At 62.9% G+C, this 23,625-nt stretch carries 21 protein-coding genes; 4 read left to right on the forward strand and 17 right to left on the reverse strand.

Annotated features, from left to right (window positions below; all coding sequences use genetic code 11):
* Window positions 1-72 precede the first annotated feature (72 nt).
* Window positions 73-567: a gluconokinase gene (locus tag B0G77_RS04135; protein WP_133660971.1), complete on the reverse strand. Its 495-nt coding sequence runs from the start codon at window positions 565-567 to the stop codon at window positions 73-75.
* A gap of 10 nt (window positions 568-577) precedes the next feature.
* Window positions 578-1,945, reverse strand: a complete 1,368-nt coding sequence (locus B0G77_RS04140) for a GntP family permease (RefSeq protein WP_133660972.1) — start codon at window positions 1,943-1,945, stop codon at window positions 578-580.
* A 712-nt stretch (window positions 1,946-2,657) separates the two neighbouring features.
* Between B0G77_RS04140 and B0G77_RS04150 the strand changes: the two genes are divergently transcribed.
* Entirely contained in the window at window positions 2,658-4,391 is a 1,734-nt protein-coding gene (locus tag B0G77_RS04150; protein WP_133660973.1) for a methyl-accepting chemotaxis protein, read from the forward strand.
* A 195-nt stretch (window positions 4,392-4,586) separates the two neighbouring features.
* On the opposite strand, the gene eda is transcribed toward B0G77_RS04150, so the two are convergent.
* Window positions 4,587-5,228, reverse strand: a complete 642-nt coding sequence (gene eda, locus B0G77_RS04155) for a bifunctional 4-hydroxy-2-oxoglutarate aldolase/2-dehydro-3-deoxy-phosphogluconate aldolase (RefSeq protein ID WP_133660974.1) — start codon at window positions 5,226-5,228, stop codon at window positions 4,587-4,589.
* Between the two features lie 2 nt (window positions 5,229-5,230).
* Window positions 5,231-7,102 (reverse strand): phosphogluconate dehydratase, encoded by a 1,872-nt coding sequence (edd, locus tag B0G77_RS04160; RefSeq protein ID WP_133660975.1) that lies wholly within the window; start codon window positions 7,100-7,102, stop codon window positions 5,231-5,233.
* A gap of 296 nt (window positions 7,103-7,398) precedes the next feature.
* Between edd and B0G77_RS04165 the strand changes: the two genes are divergently transcribed.
* A complete protein-coding gene (locus B0G77_RS04165) occupies window positions 7,399-8,289 on the forward strand; it encodes a MurR/RpiR family transcriptional regulator (protein WP_133660976.1) in 891 nt (296 codons plus the stop codon).
* Here B0G77_RS04165 and B0G77_RS04170 read toward each other — a convergent pair whose 3' ends face one another.
* The 9 genes from B0G77_RS04170 to bamE form a co-directional block, all read right to left on the reverse strand.
* Entirely contained in the window at window positions 8,290-8,706 is a 417-nt protein-coding gene (locus tag B0G77_RS04170) for a CopD family protein (RefSeq protein ID WP_133660977.1), read from the reverse strand.
* Between the two features lie 52 nt (window positions 8,707-8,758).
* The gene (locus B0G77_RS04175) at window positions 8,759-10,030 is read right to left on the reverse strand and encodes a glutamate-5-semialdehyde dehydrogenase (RefSeq protein WP_133660978.1); all 1,272 of its coding nucleotides are present in this window, start codon (window positions 10,028-10,030) and stop codon (window positions 8,759-8,761) included.
* 252 nt (window positions 10,031-10,282) lie between these two features.
* Window positions 10,283-11,383 carry a DNA polymerase III subunit delta gene (gene holA / locus B0G77_RS04180; protein ID WP_133660979.1) on the reverse strand — a complete coding sequence of 367 codons (1,101 nt, stop codon included), beginning with the start codon at window positions 11,381-11,383 and terminating at the stop codon, window positions 10,283-10,285.
* Between the two features lie 40 nt (window positions 11,384-11,423).
* The gene (gene lptE / locus B0G77_RS04185) at window positions 11,424-11,975 is read right to left on the reverse strand and encodes an LPS assembly lipoprotein LptE (RefSeq protein WP_133660980.1); all 552 of its coding nucleotides are present in this window, start codon (window positions 11,973-11,975) and stop codon (window positions 11,424-11,426) included.
* Between the two features lie 108 nt (window positions 11,976-12,083).
* Window positions 12,084-14,678 carry a leucine--tRNA ligase gene (leuS, locus tag B0G77_RS04190; RefSeq protein WP_133660981.1) on the reverse strand — a complete coding sequence of 865 codons (2,595 nt, stop codon included), beginning with the start codon at window positions 14,676-14,678 and terminating at the stop codon, window positions 12,084-12,086.
* Window positions 14,679-14,936: 258 nt separating this feature from the next.
* Entirely contained in the window at window positions 14,937-15,380 is a 444-nt protein-coding gene (locus tag B0G77_RS04195) for a biopolymer transporter ExbD (RefSeq protein WP_133660982.1), read from the reverse strand.
* A 32-nt stretch (window positions 15,381-15,412) separates the two neighbouring features.
* The gene (locus tag B0G77_RS04200; RefSeq protein WP_133660983.1) at window positions 15,413-16,078 is read right to left on the reverse strand and encodes a MotA/TolQ/ExbB proton channel family protein; all 666 of its coding nucleotides are present in this window, start codon (window positions 16,076-16,078) and stop codon (window positions 15,413-15,415) included.
* A 29-nt stretch (window positions 16,079-16,107) separates the two neighbouring features.
* Window positions 16,108-16,905 (reverse strand): 4-hydroxy-tetrahydrodipicolinate reductase, encoded by a 798-nt coding sequence (gene dapB, locus B0G77_RS04205; protein ID WP_133660984.1) that lies wholly within the window; start codon window positions 16,903-16,905, stop codon window positions 16,108-16,110.
* Window positions 16,906-17,083: 178 nt separating this feature from the next.
* On the reverse strand, window positions 17,084-17,950 hold the full coding sequence (bamE, locus tag B0G77_RS04210; protein WP_133660985.1) for an outer membrane protein assembly factor BamE: 867 nt from the start codon (window positions 17,948-17,950) through the stop codon (window positions 17,084-17,086).
* Window positions 17,951-18,068: 118 nt separating this feature from the next.
* Between bamE and fur the strand changes: the two genes are divergently transcribed.
* Window positions 18,069-18,497: a ferric iron uptake transcriptional regulator gene (gene fur, locus B0G77_RS04215; protein WP_133660986.1), complete on the forward strand. Its 429-nt coding sequence runs from the start codon at window positions 18,069-18,071 to the stop codon at window positions 18,495-18,497.
* Between the two features lie 108 nt (window positions 18,498-18,605).
* On the opposite strand, the gene B0G77_RS04220 is transcribed toward fur, so the two are convergent.
* The 3 genes from B0G77_RS04220 to B0G77_RS04230 all read right to left on the reverse strand — a co-directional run bounded on the left by B0G77_RS04220 (window position 18,606) and on the right by B0G77_RS04230 (window position 21,563).
* Complete coding sequence (locus tag B0G77_RS04220; protein ID WP_133660987.1) at window positions 18,606-19,124, reverse strand: ureidoglycolate lyase; 519 nt, start codon at window positions 19,122-19,124, stop codon at window positions 18,606-18,608.
* 13 nt (window positions 19,125-19,137) lie between these two features.
* Window positions 19,138-20,148, reverse strand: a complete 1,011-nt coding sequence (alc, locus tag B0G77_RS04225; RefSeq protein WP_133660988.1) for an allantoicase — start codon at window positions 20,146-20,148, stop codon at window positions 19,138-19,140.
* Between the two features lie 86 nt (window positions 20,149-20,234).
* Entirely contained in the window at window positions 20,235-21,563 is a 1,329-nt protein-coding gene (locus B0G77_RS04230; protein WP_133660989.1) for a C4-dicarboxylate transporter DctA, read from the reverse strand.
* A 226-nt stretch (window positions 21,564-21,789) separates the two neighbouring features.
* Between B0G77_RS04230 and B0G77_RS04235 the strand changes: the two genes are divergently transcribed.
* Complete coding sequence (locus tag B0G77_RS04235; RefSeq protein WP_133660990.1) at window positions 21,790-22,482, forward strand: FadR/GntR family transcriptional regulator; 693 nt, start codon at window positions 21,790-21,792, stop codon at window positions 22,480-22,482.
* Between the two features lie 77 nt (window positions 22,483-22,559).
* On the opposite strand, the gene gap is transcribed toward B0G77_RS04235, so the two are convergent.
* Window positions 22,560-23,570 (reverse strand): type I glyceraldehyde-3-phosphate dehydrogenase, encoded by a 1,011-nt coding sequence (gap, locus tag B0G77_RS04240; RefSeq protein ID WP_133660991.1) that lies wholly within the window; start codon window positions 23,568-23,570, stop codon window positions 22,560-22,562.
* Between the last annotated feature and the right edge of the window lie 55 nt (window positions 23,571-23,625).

Raw genomic sequence — 23,625 nt, forward strand, 5'->3', positions numbered from 1 at the left:
TGCTGGAATAGAAAAGGCGCTCCGTGGAGCGCCTTTTTTACGTGCTGTGCTGCCCGGAGAGACAGGCGTCAATCAACGCGCCTGAATCTGTTTCAACACATCATCGACGATTTCTTCCGGCGACAGTTCGACACTGACGGTGATCGCTTCGTCCGCAGCCGGCTCTTCGAGCGTATCGAGTTGGCTTTGCAGGAGCGACGGATCGAAGAAATGCCCGGTGCGCGTCTGCAGCCGCTCCTGCAGCACTTCGCGCGACCCTTTCAGGTAGACGAAGCACACATCCCTGTCGCCCGCGCGCAGGATGTCGCGATACGAACGCTTCAGCGATGAGCACGTGAACACCGCCGTGCGCCCGGCCTCCTGCTCTTTCTCGATCGCCGCGCGAATCGTTCGCAGCCACGGCCAGCGGTCCTCGTCGGTCAAGGGAATGCCGTGATGCATCTTTTCCTTGTTGGCTTCGCTGTGAAACGCGTCGCCATCGGTAAAGTCGCATTTCAGCTTCTCCGCGAGCATTTCGCCAATCCGCGTCTTGCCCGCGCCCGACACACCCATCGCTATCAGAATCATCAGATACTCCTTACAGGACCGCCGCCAGCGCGAAGGTCAAACCCAAGCCCATCACCGAGATGATGGTTTCGCACAGCGACCAGGTCTTGAACGTCTGCACCACGGTCATGCCGAAATATTCCTTGATCAGCCAGAAGCCGCCGTCGTTCACGTGCGAGAAGATCAGCGAACCCGAGCCCGTCGCGAGCACCAGCAGTTCCGGCTTCGCCTGCGTACCCGCCGCCGCTGCAATCGGCGCAACGATGCCGCAGGCCGTCGTCATGGCGACCGTCGCCGAACCCGTCGCGAGGCGGATCAGCGCAGCGACAAACCAGCCGAGCAGAAGCGGCGAAAGATGCGCCGCGGTCGCCGTATCGACGATCTGCTTCGAGATGCCGCTATCCAGCAGCACGCGGCCAAAGCCGCCGCCCGCGCCGACGATCAGAGTGATGCCGGCGATCGGCGCAAGACACTCGCCGCAGAACTTCTGGATCTGCTCGCGATTGAAGCCGCGATTGGCGCCGAAGGTCCAGAAGCTGACCAGCACCGAGATCAGCAGCGCGACGTCAGATGTGCCGACGAATCGCAGCAGGTCGTTCGGCAGCGTCTTCGGTGCGAACAGCAGATCGGCCCAGCTGCCGATCAGCATCAGCAGCACCGGCAACAGAATCGTGAAGAGCGTGATGCCGAAGCTCGGCAACTCGCGCTTCTTCTCGCCTTGCGCCTCGCTCGACCCGATGAACTGCGCGGCAAGCGGGTTATTCTCCGGCAGCTGGATCGAGCGATGGATCAACAGCGCGAACAGCGGACCGGCGACAATCGCAGTCGGAACCCCGACGATCAGACCATACGCAATCGTCTTGCCGATATCCGCGTGATAGGCCTGCACCGCGAGCAGCGCGGCCGGGTGCGGCGGAATCAGACCGTGCACGACCGACAGCCCCGCGACCATCGGCAGCCCCACCAGCAGCAGCGATTTACCGGTGCGCTTCGCGACGTTGAACGCAATCGGAATCAGCAGCACGAAGCCGACTTCAAAAAATACCGGCAAGCCGACGATGATCGCGACAAACATCATCGCCCAGTGAATGTTCTTTTCGCCGAACCAGTTGATGAGGGTCGTGGCGACGCGCTCCGCGCCGCCTGATTCGGCCATCATCTTGCCGAGCATCGTCCCCAGACCCACGACGATCGCGATGTGACCGAGCGTATTGCCGTTGCCAGTTTCGAACGACTTGACGATCGTGTTCATCGGCATGCCGACGGCAAGGCCCAGCAGCAGCGAAACGATGATCAGAACGAGAAATGGATAAACCTTGAAGCGCGTGATCATCAGGATCAGCGCCGCGATGGCGATCACCGCGTAAATCAGCAGCATGCTGCCGTGGACAGCTTCCATGAAGCTCCTCCTTGGTGTTATTCGAATGGATGCAAGACGTGGCTGACATCCTGGCTTGCGACCTTACGCGGTGCCGGTCGAGCCGGCCGTCCGCGCGGACGGCTGGATTTTACTGTCTGTTTTCGTTACCCGTACTGGACTTTAGTAGATGACTCGCGTGACAGGTTGTCCAGGAACGCAAAAAAGAAGCCTCGCCGAGGCCGCCATGAAGGCCGGTTCAGCGAGGCTTCTTCGATGAAACCCATGTCAAAGCGTGCACTACTGCATGCCCAGGGTGCGGCGCGCCAACCGGTGCGCTAGTGTAGCGTTGCATTCTGTCTGGAACTCAAGCGACTGTTCGCGCGAATGACCTTTGCAGGAGGTCGCGAGCGGTCCTGGTCCAGACGAATGCCTTGGGATGGGTATTGTGGTGAGCGATGTATTCGTCGATTCCCTTGACCCGATTCATCTCGCCCCCCAACTGGCCATCGACTCACCCCCCCAGCACTCCCTGCCGATGTCGACGTTGATTGAGCACCGCTCAATAAATCGTCAGACAAAAAAATCAAATTCCCCACAAACCTTTGGGTCACTCAAGAAACCTTATCGTCGGGTCGTTATATCACCTAGATGGCATACAGTGCCACGGTCGGCCGAGGTCGTCAGTTCTGAGAGAAAAAGCCAGGCGTTACCTTTCATTTTGTTTCACTCAGGGCGACCGGAGACGAATAGTATGAAGATCAAGCAGATGTCCGTTAGGGCAAAGCTGTACGGCACATTTGCCAGCCTCACCATGGTTGTTCTGGTGGTGTCCGGACTGTCGTTGAATGCGTTGAACAGCGCTAATGCCCATTTTTCCAGCTTCGTTTCCGGAATCAATGCGCGCGCGCAGCTATCCCAGACCGTTCGCACGGCCGTAGACCGGCGTGCCATTGCGGCACGCAACATGGCGCTGGTGACGAAGCCGGAGGACTTCGCCGTCGAAAAGGCCGCCGAGGCCCAGGCGCAGCAGGACGTGGACGCACGGCTTGCGAAACTGAACGCGATGATGGCGAGCGCTGTAGATGTCACCGATCAGGCCCGCAACCTCCTGCAGGAGATCAACCGGATCGAGGGCTTGTATGGTCCTGTCGCGCGGGCGATCGTGGAACTCGCCGTTGCCGGCAAACGCGAAGAGGCCGTCGCAAAGCTCAATAACGATTGCAGGCCGTTGCTGGTGGCGCTGATCAGAGCCACGAACGACTACCAGAGCTACACGCGGGATCGTGCCGATCTGCTGGTCCGGCAGTCATACGAACACTACGAGATGCAGCGCAATCTGCTACTTGGAATCTGTCTGGCGGCAATTGTGCTGTCTGCTCTGGCCAGCACTCTGATAACGCGCGGCATTCTGGGCGCGCTCGGCGCGGAGCCTGCTGACCTTGGCCGGGTGGCGCAGCGCGTCGCCGGCGGCGATCTGAGCAGCGTACCAGGGGCAACTTCGGCGCCCTCAGGCAGCGTGCTTGCTTCGATGGCACAGATGCAGCAAAGCCTCGTGGAACTGATTGGCCGGGTTCACAAAGCAGCCGACAGCATTGCCACCGGTTCGAGCCAGATTGCGTCGGGTAATGTCGACCTGTCTTCCCGCACAGAAGAGCAGGCGTCGTCACTTCAGGAAACGGCCTCCAGCATGGAGGAATTGACGTCGACCGTGAAGCAGAACGCGGAGAACGCTCAGCAGGCCAGGGCGTTGTCGGCCAACGCGTCGGACGTGGCCATGAAAGGCAATCAGGTGGTCGGCCAGGTGGTCGAAACGATGGGCCAGATCAGCGCAAGCTCGAGCCGTATCGCAGAGATTACGGGGATCATCGAAGGTATTGCGTTCCAGACCAACATCCTTGCACTGAATGCGGCCGTGGAAGCCGCCCGCGCAGGCGAGGAAGGCCGTGGGTTCGCCGTGGTCGCCAGCGAAGTGCGCAATCTTGCGCAACGTTCGTCCAGCGCGGCGAAGGAAATCAAGGAACTGATCGCCCAATCGGTGAACCAGATCCAGGCTGGCTCTTCACTGGCGACCGAGGCGGGTGCGACGATGTCGGAAGTGACCCAGGCGGTCGCGCGCGTGACCGACATTATGGGCGAGATCGCGGCGGCGTCGACCGAACAGAGCCGCGGCATAGAGCAGGTCAATCAGGCGATCACGCAGATGGACACCGTGACCCAGCAGAACGCGGCGCTCGTCGAAGAGGCGACCGCGGCATCGAAGTCGCTCGAAGATCAGGGGCGGCACCTGACCGAAGCGGTTGCGCTGTTCCGGCTCGACCAGGCCAACCCGCTGCACCGGCGCGATACAGCTTCGGTCGCCACGCCAGCTGAAAATGGCACGCGTGCCGGCAATCATGCAGGTACGCGCGCCCCGTCGATGCGGGCGCCGAAAGCAGCACACGCTCCGTTGAGTGCCACCGGCAGCGATGGCTGGGATACGTTCTAAATATGATTCAAATTCAGGGCCCGCAGGGAGCGCTGTTTGACCGGGCCAAACGCCCCGAAGGAAGTCCCCTTGAGGGACAGGCGCCGCCCAACGCTGCACTGCGGGCGGAAAGGCACGTTCGCAAGCCCGTTATTAGCGGGCACAGGCTCTGGATGACGCAAAAGCCTGCGCAAAAGCGGCGCGCGACGCGCTGGATCAATGTGCCGGCGCTGCCAGCTGGCTGGCCGCACGGGCGAGGCGCGTGACTTCGTCCCAGTTCTGCGTGGTGAGCGCTGCCTTCGGCGTGAGCCATGAACCGCCGACGCACACCACGTTCGGCAACGCGAGGAAATTCGGCGCCGATTCGGCGGTGATGCCGCCCGTCGGGCAGAACTTCAGCGTCGGAAACGGGCCGCTGAACGCCTGCAGCATCGGCACGCCGCCGGCCTGCTGCGCCGGGAAAAACTTGACGATCTCGTAGCCGAGTTCCAGCGCGACAATGATGTCGGTCGGCGTCATCACGCCGGGCAAGAGCGGCAGGCCCGCGTCCTGCGCGGCCTGGTGCATTGCCTTCGTCAGGCCCGGCGACACGCCGAACGTGGCGCCGGCCTTCTTCGCCAGCGCGCACTGCTCCGGCTTCGTGATCGTGCCGACGCCCACGACGATATCTTCCGCCAGTTGGCTCGCACGTTCGATCGCCTTCAGGCCCGCTTCGGTGCGCAGCGTGATTTCGAGCACCTTGACGCCGCCCGCATGCAGCGCACGCGACACGTTTTCGCCCTGCTCGACCGAATCGAACGCCAGCACCGGAATGACCGGGCCGAGGCGCACGATTTCGCTTACTGACCTTGCTGTCATGTTCAGACTCCCTGTTTCTGCAACTCGTGGCTGGTGTGAGTCTCGCCCACCATCCGGCCGAATACCGATGCGCCCTGCTCCGCAGGTGCTGCTGCCGCACGGAAGACGCCGAATAGCTCGCGGCCGAAGCCAAATTCATTTTCCGCCTGATGCGCGGGTTGCGCGACCGTGCGCGCCGCCCACCCGGCTGCGTCGATCTCGATATCGAGCACGCCGGCTTCCGCATCGATCACGATCATGTCGCCCGTCTGCACCTTGCCGATCGGTCCCTGCAACAGGGCTTCCGGCGAGATATGGATGACTGCCGGCACCTTGCCTGAAGCCCCCGACATACGTCCATCGGTAACCAGCGCAACGTGGAAACCCTGATCCTGCAACACGCCGAGGAGCGGCGTCAAACGATGCAGTTCAGGCATGCCGTTTGCGCGTGCACCCTGAAAGCGTACAACGGCAACGAAATCGCGCTTCAGCTCGCCGTTATCGAATGCTTTCTGCACGGCTTCCTGCGAGTCGAATACGATCGCTGGCGCCTTCACCTTGCGATGCTGCGCCGCAACCGCCGAAATCTTGATGACCCCGCGGCCGAGCTTGCCCTGCATCAGACGAAGGCCGCCATCGGGCTGGAACGGTTCCTTGATGCCGCGCAGCACGGCAGTGTCGTGGCTGTTCGCAACGCCCGGCACCCACGTGAGCTTGCCGTCGATCAGCTTCGGCTCTTCGGTGTAATGCGAGAGGCCCTTGCCGGCAACCGTATTCACGTCTTCGTGCAGCAGGCCGCCTTCGAGCATATTGCGGATCAGGAACGCCATGCCGCCGGCCGCGTGATAGTGATTCACGTCGGCCTTGCCGTTCGGATAGATTTTCGCCAGGAGCGGCACGGCTTGAGACAGCGTGTCGAAGTCGTCCCAGTCGATCACGATGCCGGCCGCGCGGGCGATCGCAACCAGATGCAGCGTATGGTTCGTCGAGCCGCCGGTCGCGAGCAGCGCGGCGATGCCGTTGACGATGGCTTTCTCGTCGATCACGTGGCCGATCGGCATGTAGTTGCCGCGCTCCGCCGTCAGATCGAGCACGCGGCGCGCCGCCTGTGCCGTCAGCGCATCGCGCAGCGGCGTATGCGGATGCACGAATGCCGAGCCAGGCAGATGCAGGCCCATCACTTCCATCAGCATCTGGTTACTGTTTGCCGTGCCGTAGAACGTGCAGGTGCCGTGGCCGTGATACGCGGCAGCTTCGGCTTCGAGCAGCTCGTTGCGCTCGCACTGGCCGATTGCGAAGCGCTGGCGGATCTTCGCCTTGTCGTCATTCGACAGGCCGCTCGTCATCGGGCCGGCGGGCACGAAGATCGTCGGCAAATGGCCGAACTGCAGCGCGCCGATCAGCAGGCCCGGCACGATCTTGTCACACACGCCCAGACACAGCGCCGCGTCGAACATGTTGTGCGTGAGCGCCACTGCCGTGCTCATCGCGATCACTTCGCGTGAAAACAGCGACAGCTCCATACCCGGGTTGCCTTGCGTCACGCCATCGCACATGGCCGGCACGCCGCCGGCGAATTGCGCGACGCCGCCGTTCTCGCGCGCAGCGGCCTTGATGATGTCCGGGAAGTTCTTGTACGGCGCGTGAGCCGAGAGCATTTCGTTGTACGACGACACGATGCCGATGTTCGGTTCGCGGATCGTCTTGATTGCCAGCTTCTCCTTGCCTTCGAGCCCGGCGAAGCCATGGGCGAGGTTCGCGCACGACAGCGCGCCGCGCGCGGGAAACCGGCCCTGCGCACGGTCGATGTGCGCCAGATAGGCCGCGCGGGTGGGCTTGCTGCGTTCGATCACGCGCTGCGTGACCTTGATGAGTTGCGGATGCGGGGAAACCATCGAAGCTCCTTCGTCGCTGGTAGGGCGAGCACGGGCGCGGCGCCAGATTTGATAAACGCGGGGGACGGCCTTGGCAGCCGACATCAGCATATTAGTAGAAAAACTACACAGCCGCAATGCCCAGAGATCCACCTACTCATCCTGCCAGAATCTGGCTCATAACGCCTCTACGCGGGCTTTCTGCCCGTAAACACAAAAACCCAGGGAATATACCTACCTCGATAAATGTAGTTTTTGTACATGTCTGTACGATCGGATATAGTCCACGCATTCTTCAGCATAGTGCGAGTTTTCCGATGATGCTGTCCCAAGTGGAATCCATGCGCGACCAGCTGCGCCCTTCCGAGCGCAAGCTGGCCGATTACGTGATCGAGGCGCCGCGCGAGGTGCTCGATCTGTCAATGACCGAAGTGGCGGCACGCGCAGGCGTGAGCCAGCCGACGATCGCGCGCTTCTGTCACGCGCTCGGCTTTTCAGGCTTCCGGGAGTTCAAGATCCGGCTCGCCCAGGGCATTGCAGCCGAAGTGCCGGCCGTGTATCGCGACGTGCGCCCCGACGAACCCACGCCCGGCGTGGCGGCAAAAGTACTCGACCGGACGATCGGCGCGCTGATTCAGGTACGCAATAACCTGTCCTCGGACAGCGTCGCGGCAGCGATTGCGTTGCTGGCCGAGGCACGTCGCATCGAGTTCTACGGCGCGGGAGGTTCCGGCGTCGCGGCGCTCGACGTGCAACACAAATTTTTCCGCCTCGGGATGCCGAGCGTTGCCTATTCGGACCCGCATACGTTCCTGATGTCGGCCGCGCTACTGGGCAAGGGCGACGTCGTAGTCGCGATTTCGAACACCGGGCGCACTCGCGATATCGTCGAGGCGGCGAAGTCAGCGCTCGCGGCGGGCGCACAGGTGATCGCGATCACGCACGGCAATTCGCCGCTCGCGCGCGTCGCCACCGTCGGGCTCTTTGCGAACGTGGATGAGGACACCGATATCTTTTCGCCGATGACGTCGCGCGTATCGCATCTCGCGATCGGCGACATTCTGGCGGTGGGCGTAGCGCTCAAGCTGGGGCCGAACCTCGTCGGCAAGCTGGCGCAGGCGAAGGACGTGCTGCGGCGCCGGCGGATCGAAGACGCGCCCGCGGGTGCGGGTGCGGAGAAAAAGGGAACGGGCGCGTTGAAGCGTTGATCAGAACGGCTTGATCACCACGAGCGCGACCGCGGCCAGCATGCCGAGCACCGGCAGTTCGTTGAACATCCGGTACCACTTGTCCGAGCGTTTGTTCTGACCACGCTCGAAGGTCTTGAGCAGCTTGCCGCAGTAAGCGTGATACACGATGAGCAGCAGCACCACGCCGACCTTCGCGTGAATCCAGCCCTGGCCCTGGCCGATGCCGACTCCGAGCCACAGCCAGAGCCCGCATGCGAGCGCCGGCACGGCGATGAAGGTCATGAAGCGAAACAGCTTGCGCGCCATGATAAGCAGCCTGCTCACTGCGGCAGGCTCCGTTTCCATCGCCAGATTGACGAAGATGCGCGGCAGATAAAACAGTCCGGCAAACCAGGCAGCAATCAGAACAATGTGTAACGTCTTCACCCAGAGCATCGGCGGTCCTCGTGCGAATTGTTGATGTTGTTGTTAGCGTGACGCTTCGCGCTTATTGACGGCCTTCCCCGTGTCCGAGCACGACGTACTTCATCGACGTCAGTCCTTCCAGACCGACCGGCCCGCGCGCGTGCAGCTTGTCGTTCGAAATGCCGATTTCCGCGCCGAGGCCGAATTCGAAGCCGTCGGCGAAACGCGTCGACGCGTTGACCATCACGCTCGCCGAATCGACTTCGCGCAGGAAGCGCATGGCGCGGTCGTGGTCTTCGGTGACGATCGCGTCCGTGTGCGCGGAACCGTAGGTGTTGATGTGCTCGATCGCCATGTCGATGCCGTCCACCACCTTGATCGCCAGCACCGGCGCGAGATATTCGGTGCGCCAGTCTTCTTCGGTCGCATCGACGAGCGGGCCGACGCCTGCCGCTTCGAGCACCGCGCGCGCCGCGGGATCGACGCGCAATTCGACTTCCTTGCCGCGATACAGCTTGCCGAGCGGCGGCAGCACTGCATGCGCGACGCCGCGCGCGACGAGCAGCGTTTCCATCGTGTTGCAGGTACCGTACCGATGCGTCTTCGCGTTGTCGCAGACGGTGAGCGCCTTCGTCACATCCGCGCGGTCGTCGACATACACATGGCAGATGCCGTCGAGATGCTTGATCATCGGCACGCGTGCATCTTCCATCAGGCGCGCGATCAGGCTCTTGCCGCCGCGCGGCACGATCACGTCGACGAATTCGGTCATCGTGATCAGCACGCCAACCGCCGCGCGATCGGGCGTCTCGACGACCTGAACGGCGTCCTGCGGCAAACCGGCGGCTTCCAGCCCTTCGCCGATCAGCTTCGAGAGTGCCGTATTGCATTCGAGTGCTTCCGAGCCGCCGCGCAGGATCGTCGCGTTGCCGGACTTCAGGCACAACGCGGCCGCATCGATCGTCACATTCGGACGCGATTCGTAGATGATGCCGATCACGCCCAGCGGCACGCGCATCTGCCCGACCTGGATGCCGCTCGGGCGGTACTTCAGGTTGCTGATCTCACCGATCGGATCCGGCAGCGCCGCGACCTGTCGCAAGCCTTCGACCATCGTCGTCAACGCCTTGTCGGACAGCGTCAAACGGTCGATAAAGGCCGCGTCTAGGCCTTTATCGCGCGCCCGTGCGACGTCGCGCGCGTTCGCTTCCTTGAGCGTCGCCGCGTCGCGTTCGATCGCGCGCGCAACCGCTTCGAGCGCGGCGTTCTTCGCAGCCGTCGAGGCTCGCGCCATCGCGCGCGATGCGTGACGCGCGCGGCGGCCGAGGTCGGTCATGTACTGGTCGATATCCATCTTGATTCTCGTGATGTCGCGCCTGATTCACGCTCGGCGGACAGGCAGGATTAGCGGAAGTAAGCGTCGATTGTAAGTCGGGTGCGGCGGCTTTGCTTGTCTGGGGCCTTGTCGCGCCGGCTCTGATTCATTGCGAGTGGGGGGACGCGTCAATACGACGGTCTTTCTGGCACCGGCCAACATGCTGCAAAGCCTTCTTGCGCAAAAAGCTTCGCCGCTTCAGCAGCTACGCCGGCATGCGCCGTGGACACTTCAGGCTGGCCGCCGTGATGGCCTCGCGGACGCTACAGTTGCGGACTTCGCTGGCGAGGCGACGGTCATAGCCAGCTCGAAAAGTCCGCTCCATGGATCGGGCGGCGGATCATGTCGATGGTTGCCTGGCGTCCCGCCGGACAAGCCCTTCACCTGACGATCGAGCCGCGCGGCGAGCGCCAGCCCCTTTTCGAGCGCAGCCTCGGTCACGCGCGAAAGTGCCGGCCCGACGAGGCGCTCGCGCGGCCCCCAGACCCGGTTCTCACGCAGCAGGATCGCGAGCGGCTTGCCCGCTGCGACACCGCGCTTGATGCGCAGCAGCGTTCGCACTTCCTCGACCACCGCCCAGAGCACCAGCACCGCGGCTTCGCCTTCGCCGCGCAGACCGTCTAGCATCCGCGAAAGCCGGCCGACATCGCCGGCGAGCATCGCTTCGTTCAGCTTGAACACGTCGTAGCGCGCGACGTTCAGCACGGCGTCCTGGATCTGCTCGAAGCTCAATACGCCCTGGGGATACAGCAACCCCAGTTTCTGGATTTCCTGGTGTGCCGCGAGCAGATTGCCCTCCACGCGCTCGGCGATGAACTGCAATGCGCGCCGCCCTTCTTCGCCGGCCGCGACACGCTGGCCCTGCAGGGCGAGCCGCTGGCCGACCCAGTTCGGCAACTGCGCACGCTCGACCGGATCGATCTTCAGTGCGACACCGGCGTCGCCAAGCGCGGTGAACCACGCCGCCTTCTGCGTTGCCGCGTCGAGACGCGGCAACGTGATGAGCGTCAGCACATCGGGATTCGCGGCTGCGGCGAGCGTTTTCAGAGTGTCCGCGCCTTCCTTGCCTGGCTTGCCCGATGGAATCCGCAATTCGACCAGTTGACGGTCGCCGAACAGCGACATCGACTGGCTTGCGCCAAGCAGCGAACTCCAGTCGAAACCGCGCTCGACAGTGAACACCGAGCGGTCGGTAAAGCCTGCCGCGCGCGCAGTCGCACGAATGCGGTCGCACGCTTCCTGCGCGAGCAGATGCTCGTCGCCGTACACGACGTACAGGCCAGCGAGCCCTTTCGCGAGATGCGGTTCGAGCGCGTCAAGTCGCAGTTGCATGATTACGGATAAACGTAGTGAACATGTTGTCGCGCGACGCTCACAGCGGCGGCGGCGGCAACGGTGCGCGCGGGGCGACGGCTGGGACCTGTTCGCCCGGCCCCGGATGCAGCGAGCGCACAACGGCGAGGCGCCGCGTCAGTTGGTCGACCGCATCGTTCTGCATGTCGGCGAACAGCAAGTCCGATTCCGCGGACTTTGCCAGCGTAAACTGGTCGTTATACGTCATCGCGCGGTTCAACGAGATCGCGCTGGGAGGAATCAGCAACGTGCCGTCGGCCCCGGTGAGCGTGTAGCTCAGCGAATAGTTCAACTGGTACTCGGAGACGACACCGAACGAATTCAGCGTCAATGTACTCGTGCCGCGCGACTCGGAGATATGCAGCACCGCGTCCGCGTAGGTTGGCACATTGACGATCACCGTATCGCTGCCGCCTTCGATCTGCCGGGTAAGGCGTGCAACAAACGGCGGCGGCGCACCCGCGATGGCGAGACGCTTGAACGCGTAGTCCTGCTGGCCGCGCAGCTGAAAGCCGCAGGCGGACAACATCATCACGCCGCACGCAAGCGTCAAAAACGTTCTGCGAGTCACATTGGCTCCTGATTCTTCAACAAGCGCAGGATGCTGTCGCTCGACGCGCCGGCCTCCTGCACACTTCCGTCTGCTATTGCGTGGTGGCGCCTGGTTCTGCCGCCAGCATCAAACGACAACATTCACGAGGCGCCCCGGCACGACGATGATCTTCTTCGGCGTCTTGCCTTCGCCGAACTTTGCGAACATCTCGTGTGCGACCGCAGCCTGTTCGATCGCTTCGCGCGGTGCGTCCTTCGCGATCGTCACGGCGCCACGCACCTTGCCGTTCACCTGCAGCACGAGTTCGATCTCGGACTGCTCGAGCGCCTTTTCGTCGACCTTCGGCCACGGCGCATCGAGCAGCGTGCCAAGTTCGTCTGCGTATCCGAGTTCCTGCCACAACTGGAACGTCGCGTGCGGCACGACCGGATACAGCACCCGCAGCAACACGCCGTACGTTTCACGCAACACGGCCGGCGTTGCACCCTTCGCGCCTTCGATTGCGTTGAGCATCTTCATCGCCGCAGACACCACCGTGTTGTACTGCAAACGCTGATAGTCGTAGTCGGCCTGCTTCAGCACGCTGTAGATCTCACGGCGCAGCGCCTTGTCCGTGTCGGCGAGCCGCGCGACATCCAGCGACGCGGGTTCGCGCAATGCCGCCTCGTTGGCGTACCCGAAGGCCCACACACGGCGCAGAAAGCGGCTCGCCCCTTCGACGCCGGCGCCCGACCACTCGAGCTGCTGCTCAGGGGGCGCGGCGAACATCGTGAAGAGACGTGCGGTATCGGCGCCGTACTGGTCGATCAGAACCTGCGGATCGACGCCATTGTTCTTCGACTTCGACATCTTCTCGACACCGCCCAGCACGACCGGCTGGCCGTCCGCGTTCAGCACCGCGCCGACCGGGCGACCCTTGTCGTCGAACGTTACCGTGACGTCGGCCGGGTCGCACCAGGTCTTCTTGCCCGCTTCGTTCTCGCGGTAATACGTTTCGTTGAGCACCATGCCCTGCGTAAGCAGATTCTTCGCCGGCTCGCCGAACTTCACAATACCGAGGTCGCGCGACACCTTTGCCCAGAATCGCGAATACAACAGGTGCAGGATCGCGTGCTCGATGCCGCCGATGTACTGATCCATCGGCATCCAGTAATCGGTGCGCGCGTCGACCATCGTTTTCGCATCGGGCGCCGCATAGCGATAGAAGTACCAGGCCGAATCGACAAACGTGTCCATCGTGTCGGTTTCGCGCTTCGCGGACGCGCCGCAGGTTGGACACGTGCAGTTCAGGAACGCTTCGGACTTCGCAAGCGGATTGCCCGTGCCGTCCGGCACGAGGTCTTCGGGGAGCACGACGGGCAGGTCCTGTTCCGGCACCGGCACGTCGCCGCAGGTGGCGCAGTGGATGATCGGAATCGGCGTGCCCCAGTAGCGCTGGCGCGAAATGCCCCAGTCGCGCAGACGCCACGTGACCTGCTTGTCACCGAGGCGCAGTTCCTTCAGATCGGCAGCGATCGCGTCGACGGCGGCCGCATAGTCGAGACCGTCGTATTTGCCGCTGTTCACGCAGGCGGCGCCTTCCTTGTCGCCGTACCATTCCTGCCATGCATCGGTCGAATAGGTCTTGCCTGCGGCGGTGACGACCTGTTTGATTGCGAGGTCGTATTTCTTTGCGAACGCGAAGTCGCGTTCGTCGTGCGCCGGCACGCCCATCACCGCGCCTTCGCCGTAGCTCATCAGCACGTAGTTGCCGATCCACACTTCGACCTTCTCCTGCGTCAGCGGATGCGTGACGAAGAAGCCGGTGGCCATGCCCTTCTTTTCCATCGTCGCGATGTCGGCTTCGGCCACGCCCCCGCGCTTGCATTCTTCGATGAACGCCTGCAGTTCGGGCTTGCCCTGCGCGAGGCGTGTCGCGAGCGGATGCTCGGCGGCGACCGCGCAGAACGTGACGCCCATGATCGTGTCGGCGCGCGTCGTGAAGACGCGCAGCAGTTTCGCTTCACCGTCGATTTCATACGGGAAGCCGAAGTTCACACCGAAGCTCTTGCCGATCCAGTTCTGCTGCATCACCTTGACGCGCTCGGGCCAGCCGAGGCCTTCGAGGTCGTTCAGCAGTTCATCCGCGTATTGCGTGATGCGCATGTAGTACATCGGGATTTCGCGCTTCTCGACGAGCGCGCCAGAGCGCCAGCCACGCCCGTCGATCACCTGTTCGTTGGCGAGCACGGTCTGGTCGACCGGGTCCCAGTTCACGGTGCCGGTTTTCTTGTACGCGATGCCCTTTTCGAGCATCTTCAGGAACAGCCACTGGTTCCACTTGTAGTAATCGGGGCTGCACGTGGCGACTTCGCGCGACCAGTCGATCGCGAGACCCATCGACTGCATCTGCCCCTTCATGTACGCGATGTTGTCGTACGTCCACCTTGCCGGCGGCACGTTGTTGGCCATTGCCGCGTTTTCGGCAGGCATGCCGAACGCGTCCCAACCCATCGGCATCAGCACGTTGTAGCCGTTCATCCGCAGATAGCGGTACATCACGTCGTTGATCGTGTAGTTGCGCACGTGACCCATGTGCAGCTTGCCCGACGGGTACGGCAGCATCGAGACGCAATAGAACTTGGGCTTGTCTGTGGCTTCCGTCGTCTTGTAGGCGTCGCTGGCGCGCCATTGCCCTTGCGCGGCGGATTCAACGTCGGAGGGAACGTATTTTTCGTGCATGGTGTGGTGAGTCGCTGGGTTCGGTGCTTTCGCACCGGGCCTGGTGCTTTGCTGGATGGGATCGATCGCCCCCTTGCGGGGGAAAGGGCTGATTATACCGTCCGACGCCGCCGTGCCCGGGTCGTGAGAACCGGGATTTGCGCTTCCTTCCGGTTACCCCGCCTGGCGGCAGGCGTTACGCGCGGACCACCGCCATGACGACCGGCCGCGGCTCCGGCTGTTGGCAGGCTGCGGCATCGGCTTAGCCGTCCTCAAACCTTACGGATGACCTGCTGCGGCCGGTGAGGCAGCCGGCGGATCCGTCACGAAACCGATCCGCTCCAGCCCTGCCTGTTGCGCCGCGCCCATCACCTGGGCAATTACCTCGTAGCGCGTCGAGCGCTCGGCGCGCAGATGGATCTCGGGCGGGTCGGCGCGCTTGCCTGCCTCGGAAAACCTGGCGCGCATCTGGTCGAGGGTGATGGGTTTGGTGTCCCAGTACAGTTTGCCGGCAGCGTCGATCGACAGCGAAATGGTTTGCGGTGTCGGTCGCGCGGGGGCCGAGGCGACCTTCGGCAGATCCAGCCGGATCGCGTGCGTCAACAGCGGCGCGGTAATGATGAAGATGACGAGCAGCACGAGCATCACGTCGATCAGCGGCGTCATGTTGATGTCTGCCATCGGCGGGGCAGTCTGCTTCTTTTCGAGTCCGCCGAATGCCATGTCGATCTCCGCGAAGGATGTCCCGGCGCCGCTCAACCGGCGGGGGCGCACACGTAGGCGTGCAGGTCGTGAGCGAAGCCGTCCAGTTCTTCGGAGAGCTGACGCACCATGCGTCCGAGCACGTTGTAGGCAAGCACCGCTGGAATGGCGACGACCAGACCGAAGGCCGTCATGATGAGCGCTTCGCCAACCGGCCCGGCGACGTTTTCGATCATCGCCTGTCCGCTTGCCGCGATACTGCCGAGCGCGTGATAGATACCCCAGACGGTGCCGAGCAAGCCCACAAACGGCGCCGTGCTGCCCACCGATGCCAGCAGCACCTGCCCGAATTCGAGCCGCCGCTGCGACGCGCTCAGCGCCTGACGCAACGCGCGCAGCACGCGCTCACTGCGCTCGACACGCGCGAGCAGCGCGTTCGGCATGTCGGTTTCCGCGGCATGAAGCGCCGCCTCCGCCAGCGGCGCAAAGACGCGTTCGCGGTCGGCAAGACGCAACGCCACCACCCCGTCCGACAGCGTCTGCGCCTGCCAGAACAGCGCAACCGCGCGCGGCCCCTGGCGCTTCGCACGGCCTAGCATCCAGCCTTTCACGATCAGGAAGCACCAGCTCGCCACCGACATCGCCAGCAACACCCACGCTACGCCATGCGTAATAGGGTCGCTCGTCTGCAGATAGTGGAGGATGCCGGTGGTCGCCATCGAGCCTCGCCGTCGAAAGATGCGTGGGGTTACCGCAGGCCGAGCACGTCCTGCATATCGAAGAAACCAGTCGGGTGGCCTGCGAGGAAACGCACAGCACGCAGCGCGCCCTGCGCATAAGAGAGCCGGCTCGCGGATTTGTGCGTGATCTCGATGCGCTCGCCGACGCCCGCAAATAGCACCGTATGATCGCCCACGATATCGCCGCCGCGAATCGCGGAAAAACCGATCGTCGACGGATCGCGCTCGCCGGTCACGCCTTCGCGGCCATACACGGCGCACTCATCGAGATTGCGCCCGAGCGCGTCGGCGATCACTTCGCCCATCATCAGCGCCGTGCCGGACGGCGCGTCGACCTTGTGCCGGTGATGCGCCTCGATGATTTCGATGTCGTAACCGGTTGCAAAATGGCGTGCCGCGAATTCGAGCAGCTTCAGCGTGACGTTCACGCCGACGCTCATGTTTCCCGCGGCCATGATGGCGATTTTTTCGCCTGCGCCACGCAGTTGCGCCTTCTGCGCATTGTCGAAACCGGTGGTGCCGATCACGAGCTTCACGTTGTGGCGCAGCGCGGCTTCAAGATGCGCCATCGTGCCTTCGGGACGCGTGAAGTCGATCAGATAGTCGGCTTCCGCGAAGACGGCTTCGATGTCGTCCATCAGTGCGACACCGGTCTCTTTGCCGAGAAACGCACCGGCATCCCGCCCCAGTTGCGGCGAACCTGCGCGGCAGAGCGCGCCGACGAGCGCCGCTTCAGGGTCGTTCAGGACGGTTTCGATGAGCATCCGGCCCATGCGGCCCGATGCTCCGGCAATAGCGATTTTCATGGGCAACTCACAGGCAACCGCACGCAACTGAGGCAACTCAGCCGACACACAGGCAACGCAGAAACAACTCCAGCGCGCGTCGAGGTCAACGCGCGCCAACGCGCAAGAGTAGCGGGCCTGCCTGCGCACGCACTTCGCTCACTCCCGCGCGCGACCCAAAGAGAAACGGACAGCGGGTTTAGCCGCCTGTTCCCGTCGAGGCGCCAGTCGAAGTCTGCGACGGCTGCGACGCCGGGGCGTTGCTTTGCGGCCCGACTGGCCCAACCGGGTTCTCCGACGGACCGTTCGTCTCGGGCGGCGGCGGACGCCTGAACTGGAACTGCGGCTGACCTGGCGCGTTGGTGTTCGGCGGCAAGCCTGCCGACGGCGGCCTGTTGGCGCGCACCGCCGGCGTCGCATTGCGAGACGGCGTCTGCACGGCCTCGGTTGCGCGGTTCGCGGCCTGAGCGGCCTGCGCATTCGGATCCGTCGACGGCGCCGCAGCCGCGGCCGCATCGGCTGACGGCGAACGCGCCGTATCGGTCGCAGCCGCCGCCTCCGCGGGCGCGGAAGCAGCTGCAACCGGCGCGCTGGCGCCGCTCGCCGCGACTGCCGTAGCAGCCCCTCTCCGGCCGGTTCTGTCACCGTCGATCTGGGCTAGCAATTCGAGGTTGGACGGCAAATCTTCGCCACCCGTCCAGCTCGCGACGCGGTCACTCTCGAAATGCACGATGAAGTCGCGCTGCTCCACGATCTGGCGTGAACCGCGCCGGAAATAGAAGATATAGTCCCAGCGATTGTCGTGGAACAGGTCCGTCAGCAACGGCGTGCCGAGCACCTGCTTCACTTCCGCACGCGACATGCCGACCTTCATCTGTGCGGCCATTTCTGCCGAGACGAAGTTGCCCTGCACGACAGTAATCCGATACGGCGTAATGCTCTGGGCAATACGTTGCGTCAGGCTGTCGTAAGTGGAACATCCAGCAAGAACCGCAACAGCCGCAGCAGCGATCAAGGTACCCCGCATGCGGCTCCCCCGGTAGATCAATTGAGATTTTGAAATCATTTCACTCACCGTGCGGGCTTGCTGACAAGCCGCGCGAATTTCGTTCCATCGAAGATGACCTGAACAGCAATTCACATTACTATTAGAACCCTGCATTGTACTCTAGGGATCCCTTGTCATGACCAATCCAACCGATCTCAAGAACATCGGGCTCAAGGCGACCCTTCCGCGCCTCAAAATCCTCGAAATTTTCCAGCATAGCGCGGTCCGCCATCTGACAGCAGAAGATGTGTACCGCAGTCTGCTGCACGAGGAACTCGATATCGGTCTCGCCACGGTGTATCGCGTGCTCACGCAGTTCGAGCAGGCGGGGCTCCTGTCGCGTAGTAATTTCGAATCCGGCAAAGCCGTTTTCGAGCTGAACGAAGGAACCCACCACGACCACCTGGTGTGCCTCGACTGCGGGCTCGTCGAAGAGTTTTTCGACCCCGAAATCGAAAGCCGCCAGCAGTCGATCGCGAAAGAACGCGGCTTCAAGCTGCAGGAACACGCGCTCGCACTGTACGGTGCCTGCACCAAGGAAAACTGTCCCCATCGCAAGCACTGAGCGGACGGCAGTTCGCGGAAGAGCGCTTTCCAGCTCGCGCACATCGACAACAAAAAGACCCGGTCAGCGGAAGCTGACCGGGTCTTTTTACATCGTGCGATCTGACGGTCAAGGCGTCGTGATTTCCGCGACCAGGCCTGACGATTCCAGCCGCCACGGCTCCTGCAAGGCCACTTCATCGCAATTCGGCTGTTCGCCGCCGCGGTCGATCACCACGAAATCGCTTACCCGCTCGAGCGCGAGCAGCGGATGATGCCACACTCCCGCGGCGTAATTGACGCCCTGCCAGCCATCCGCCCGGAAGGCCCGCATGCGCGACGGATCGAACTCGCCCGCCGGCGCGACGACGACCAGGTAGCGCACGCCGGCAAGCGGCAGAAACGCCTGGCTGCCGAGCGGATGACGCTCCATCATCGCGATCTCCAGCGGCAGACTACGCGGCTGAGCGCGAAATACGTTGACGAGCGGCCGGCCGCCGTCGCTGCACACGTCGATCGTGGCAAGGTCGTGAAAGCGCACGGTCGTGCCGCCATTGATCGGAAAATGGCGTGCGCCTTCCAGTTCGATCACATCGCCGAAAGGCGCGAAGGCCTCGCGCGTCAGCCGTTCCATCTTCAGTGTTTTCATGGCGGCGGCTCCGTTACTCGGTCTCGCCCCACAGACGCAGACGCGACACGCCGCCGTCCGGGTAGATATTGAATCGCACGTGCGTCACAGGCCCGAGGGACGCCAGCTGCTCGCTGAACGTGTGCACGTGATCCATTTTGAGGGACTGTTCGGGCATCAGCACGGGCCAGAACATCGCCTGCGTGACGAGCGATTCGTCCGTGCCGCCCACAACGGATGCCGCCTGCAGCGAACAGCGATCCGGGAAATTGCCCTTGAAGTGCGCCGTATCGACTTCGACCTTGCGGATCGTGCCCGGCCGGGCAAGCGCGATGATGGCCCAGTCGTTGCCCGGCTCGCGACGACGCCGCGTTTCCCAGCCGTCGCCCATATTCACGCCGCGACCCGGCATCAGTATCTGCGAGGCCGGCCCGAAATGCTGGTTGTTCGCGGTGACGAGATACGCGCCGTTTTCAATCGCTGCAAGATCGATCAGCTCGCCACGTGCAAGGCTGGTCCAGTCGCGCTTCGGTTGACCGTACACCCGCAGGCGGGCGAGGCCGCCGTCCGGATACAGGTTCACGCGCAGATGCGTAAAGGCGCGCGCGTCGTCGACCTCGACGTAATGGTGCTGGTTGCCTTGCAGCGTCGTGGCGGGTACGAGTGTCTGCCAGACTGCGTTGTCCGGCGGCAAATCGCTTTCGGCGTAGCACGCTTCGATCGACGCGGCGGGAGGGAAATTGCCGGTGAAGTGGCTCGTATCCAGATCGACCCCATGCACGACGCCCGGGCGGGCGAGCCGGATCACACAGGAGTCGTGGCCGGTCGTGCGCTTGCGGCGGGTTTCCCAACCGTCCATCCATTTACCGTGGTCATCGTACTTGCCGGGGATGAACACCGCCGGCTGAGGGTCGAGCATGCGTTCCTTGGGTGCGAAGAATTCGTCGCTGGCGAAGAGCGCTTTCGCGCCCAGACGCGGATCGGCGAGATTCATATAGCGGCGCGTGAAGGCGGGAGCGTTGGGGTCGAGGATCGGATTAGCCATGATGTGGGTCTGTCGGGGTCGGTAGGGTCGGTGAAGGCGGCGGGCGTTGCCGCCCGCCTGAGAATGCGTCGGTCAGGGTTTCGTCGTCAGATTGCGTGAGCGTGCTCGCCTGCGACCTCCGGTCCGGCTTTCTCATCGCCGGCCGGGACGTAGCGCAGTTCGGCATCCTGATTCAGCACGCGACGGGCGCGCACCTTGTCGATATCGTTTTCCCACACGGCGACTACCACCGTCGCCACGCAGTTGCCGATCAGGTTGGTCAATGCCCGCGCGATGCCGACGAACCAGTCGACCGGCAGGATCAACACGAGCCCGAGCACCGGAATCGCCGGAATCGCGGAAAGGGTCGCGGCGAGAATCACGATCGCGGAACCGGGAATACCGTGCGCGCCCTTCGACGTCACCAGCGACACCAGCACAACCACGATCAGATCATGCATCGACAGCGGTGTATTCGTGGCCTGCGCGATGAAGATCACAGCGAGCGTCAGGTAGATCGAGAAACCGTCGAGGTTGAACGAGTAGCCCGTCGGAATCACGAGGCCGACGGTCGAATCCTTCACACCCATCCATTCGAGCTTGCGCATGATCTGGGGCAGCACGGCGTCCGACGATGCCGTGCCAAGCACGATCGACAGCTCTTCGCGCAGGTAGCGGATCAGCTTGAACACATTGAAACCGGCCAGACGCATCACCACGCCAAGCACCACCGCGACGAACACGATGCAGCTTGCGTAGAACACGAGCACCAGCATGCCGAGTTGCTTGAGCGACTCCACGCCGTACGTGCCCGTCGTGAAGGCGATCGCGCCGAGCACCCCAAGCGGCGCGAGCTTGATGATGAAGCTCATCACGCGGAAGAACACCTGCGCCAGTTCGTCGATCAGGCTGCTTACCCGCTGCGCCTTCTCGCCGAGCAGCGACAGCGCCGAGCCGAACAGCACCGAAAACACCAGGATCTGCAGGATGTCGCCCTTGGCGAAGGCGTCGATGGCCGTCTCGGGGATGATCTTCAGCAGAAACCCGGCCGTGTCCTTCAGGCTCTTCGCGTGTTCCGTGTAGGTCGAGAGCGACGCGGCATCGAGCGAATGAAGGTTGATGTTCATCCCGACACCCGGCTTCGTCAGGTACGCAAGCACGGCGCCGATCACGAGCGCGATCGTCGTCATGATTTCGAAGTAGACCACCGCCTTCAGACCGACGCGCCCGACCTTCTTCAGGTCACCCGCGTGCGCCATTCCGCCAACGACCACGCAGAACACGATAGGCCCGATCACCATCTTGATCAGCTTGAGAAAACCGTCGCCAAGCGGCCGCAGCGACTGGGCGAAATGGGGGAACAGCGCGCCGATCACAATGCCCGCTACGAGAGCGATCACCACCCGGCCAAACAGCGAATTGAAAAACTTCAACACGGCTTTCTCCTGGTTCCTGGGTTCATCTGTTCATACTGGTCCGACCAGCACTGTTATGGCGAATAGTAGGAAGCCGATATAGTGCAGTCAAGGACCGATTTGACGGGGTTTACCCGTTGCGCTAGTGGAGTCTTTCGACCCGCTTCCCGATGCTTTACAAGCATGCCGTGCAGCGACCGCGAACGCGGATTACAATGCCGGTCAGACCACGCCGATCAAAAGTAAGATGAAAAACGTCCCGCACACTGTTACTGACGCCGCGATCGCCACGATTCGGGAACGGATCGAAGGCGGCGCCTATCCGGTCGGCAGTCTTCTTCCGGCGCAACGCCAGCTTTCCGAGGAACTGGAGATCAGCCGCGCGTCGCTACGGGAGGCGCTGTCGACGCTCGAAGCGCTCGGCCTGCTCACCATCCGGCCTGGCAAGGGCGTCTATGTGGAGAGCGCGCAGGCGTCGGCCGGCCATCCATGGCGGTTCGCCGATCAGTCGTCGCTACCGGATACCTATCAGATGCGCTTCGCGCTGGAGGGCTTCGTCGCAAGGATGGCAGCGCTTGCGATCAGCGACAGCGACATCGACTGGTTCGAGGACAACATCGCTGCGTTGCACGGCGCGCTGGTTGCGGCTGAACTCGACGAAGCCGCGCAGCTCGACTTCGATTTCCATATGCGGATTGTCAGCATCGCCGGCAACGCAGCGATCGAATCGATCCTGCGCAGCAGCGCCGACATCATGAAAGAAAGCCAGCGAATGCCGTTCTACAGGCGCGAGCTTGTTCTGACCACCTGGCACGAGCACCGGGCGATTCTCGATGCGCTGAAGGCGCGCAACCCCGAGGCAGCCGGCAAGGCCATCGAAACGCATATCTCGAACGCCGCGCAGCGCGCAGGTGTGTACTTTCCGACGCCGCGGTCGTAGAGATTGAACCGCCAGGACGTTGCATAAAAAAAGCGGCCCGCAGGCCGCTTTCTGTTCAGCGTAAACGCGTCGATGACTTATTTCGCGTTGGCGAGTGCCACTGCCGTATCCAGCATGCGGTTCGAGAAACCCCACTCGTTGTCGTACCAGCTCGACACCTTCACGAGACGGCCCGACACCTTCGTCAGCGTTGCATCGAACGTCGACGAAGCCGGGTTGTGGTTGAAGTCGATCGAAACCAGTGGCGCCGTGTTGTAGCCGAGAATGCCCTTCAGCGCGCCTTCCGATGCTTCCTTCATGATCGCGTTCACTTCGTCCACCGTGGTGTCGCGCTTCGCGATGAACGACAGGTCGACGATCGACACGTTGATCGTCGGGACGCGAATCGCGTAACCGTCCAGCTTGCCGTTCAGTTCCGGCAACACGAGGCCGACAGCCGATGCTGCACCCGTCTTCGTGGGGATCTGGCTGTGCGTGGCGGAGCGCGCGCGACGCAGGTCTTCGTGGTACACGTCGGTCAGAACCTGGTCGTTCGTGTAGGCGTGAATCGTCGTCATCAGGCCCGTTTCGAGGCCAATCTTGTCGTTCAGCGGTTTGACGAGCGGTGCAAGGCAGTTGGTCGTGCACGATGCGTTCGAGATGACCGTGTGCTCAGCCTTCAGCGCGTGATGGTTCACGCCGTAGACGATCGTTGCATCGACATCCTTGCCGCCCGGTGCCGAGATGATCACCTTCTTCGCGCCACCCTTGATGTGAGCGCTGGCTTTTTCCTTGGTCGTGAAAAAGCCCGTGCACTCCATCACGACGTCGACGCCCAGCTCGCCCCACGGCAGTTCAGCCGGGTTGCGGTTTGCCAGCACGCGGATCTTGTCGCCGTTCACGACGAGGAAGTCGCCGTCCACCGACACTTCGCCCGGGAACTTGCCGTGCGCGGTGTCGTACTGCGTCAGGTGGGCATTCGTCCTGGCATCGCCGAGGTCGTTGATGGCGACGATTTCGATATCGTGCTTCTTGCCGTTTTCATAAAAGGCGCGCAGCGTATTGCGGCCGATCCGGCCGTAGCCGTTGATTGCGACGCGAATCGTCATTGTCTATCTCCTGATGGCTGAAAAAATACCTTGGGTTGGGTCGGGCGGGCGAATT

Origin of the sequence: Paraburkholderia sp. BL10I2N1, from assembly GCF_004361815.1 — a bacterium.
GTDB lineage: Bacteria > Pseudomonadota > Gammaproteobacteria > Burkholderiales > Burkholderiaceae > Paraburkholderia.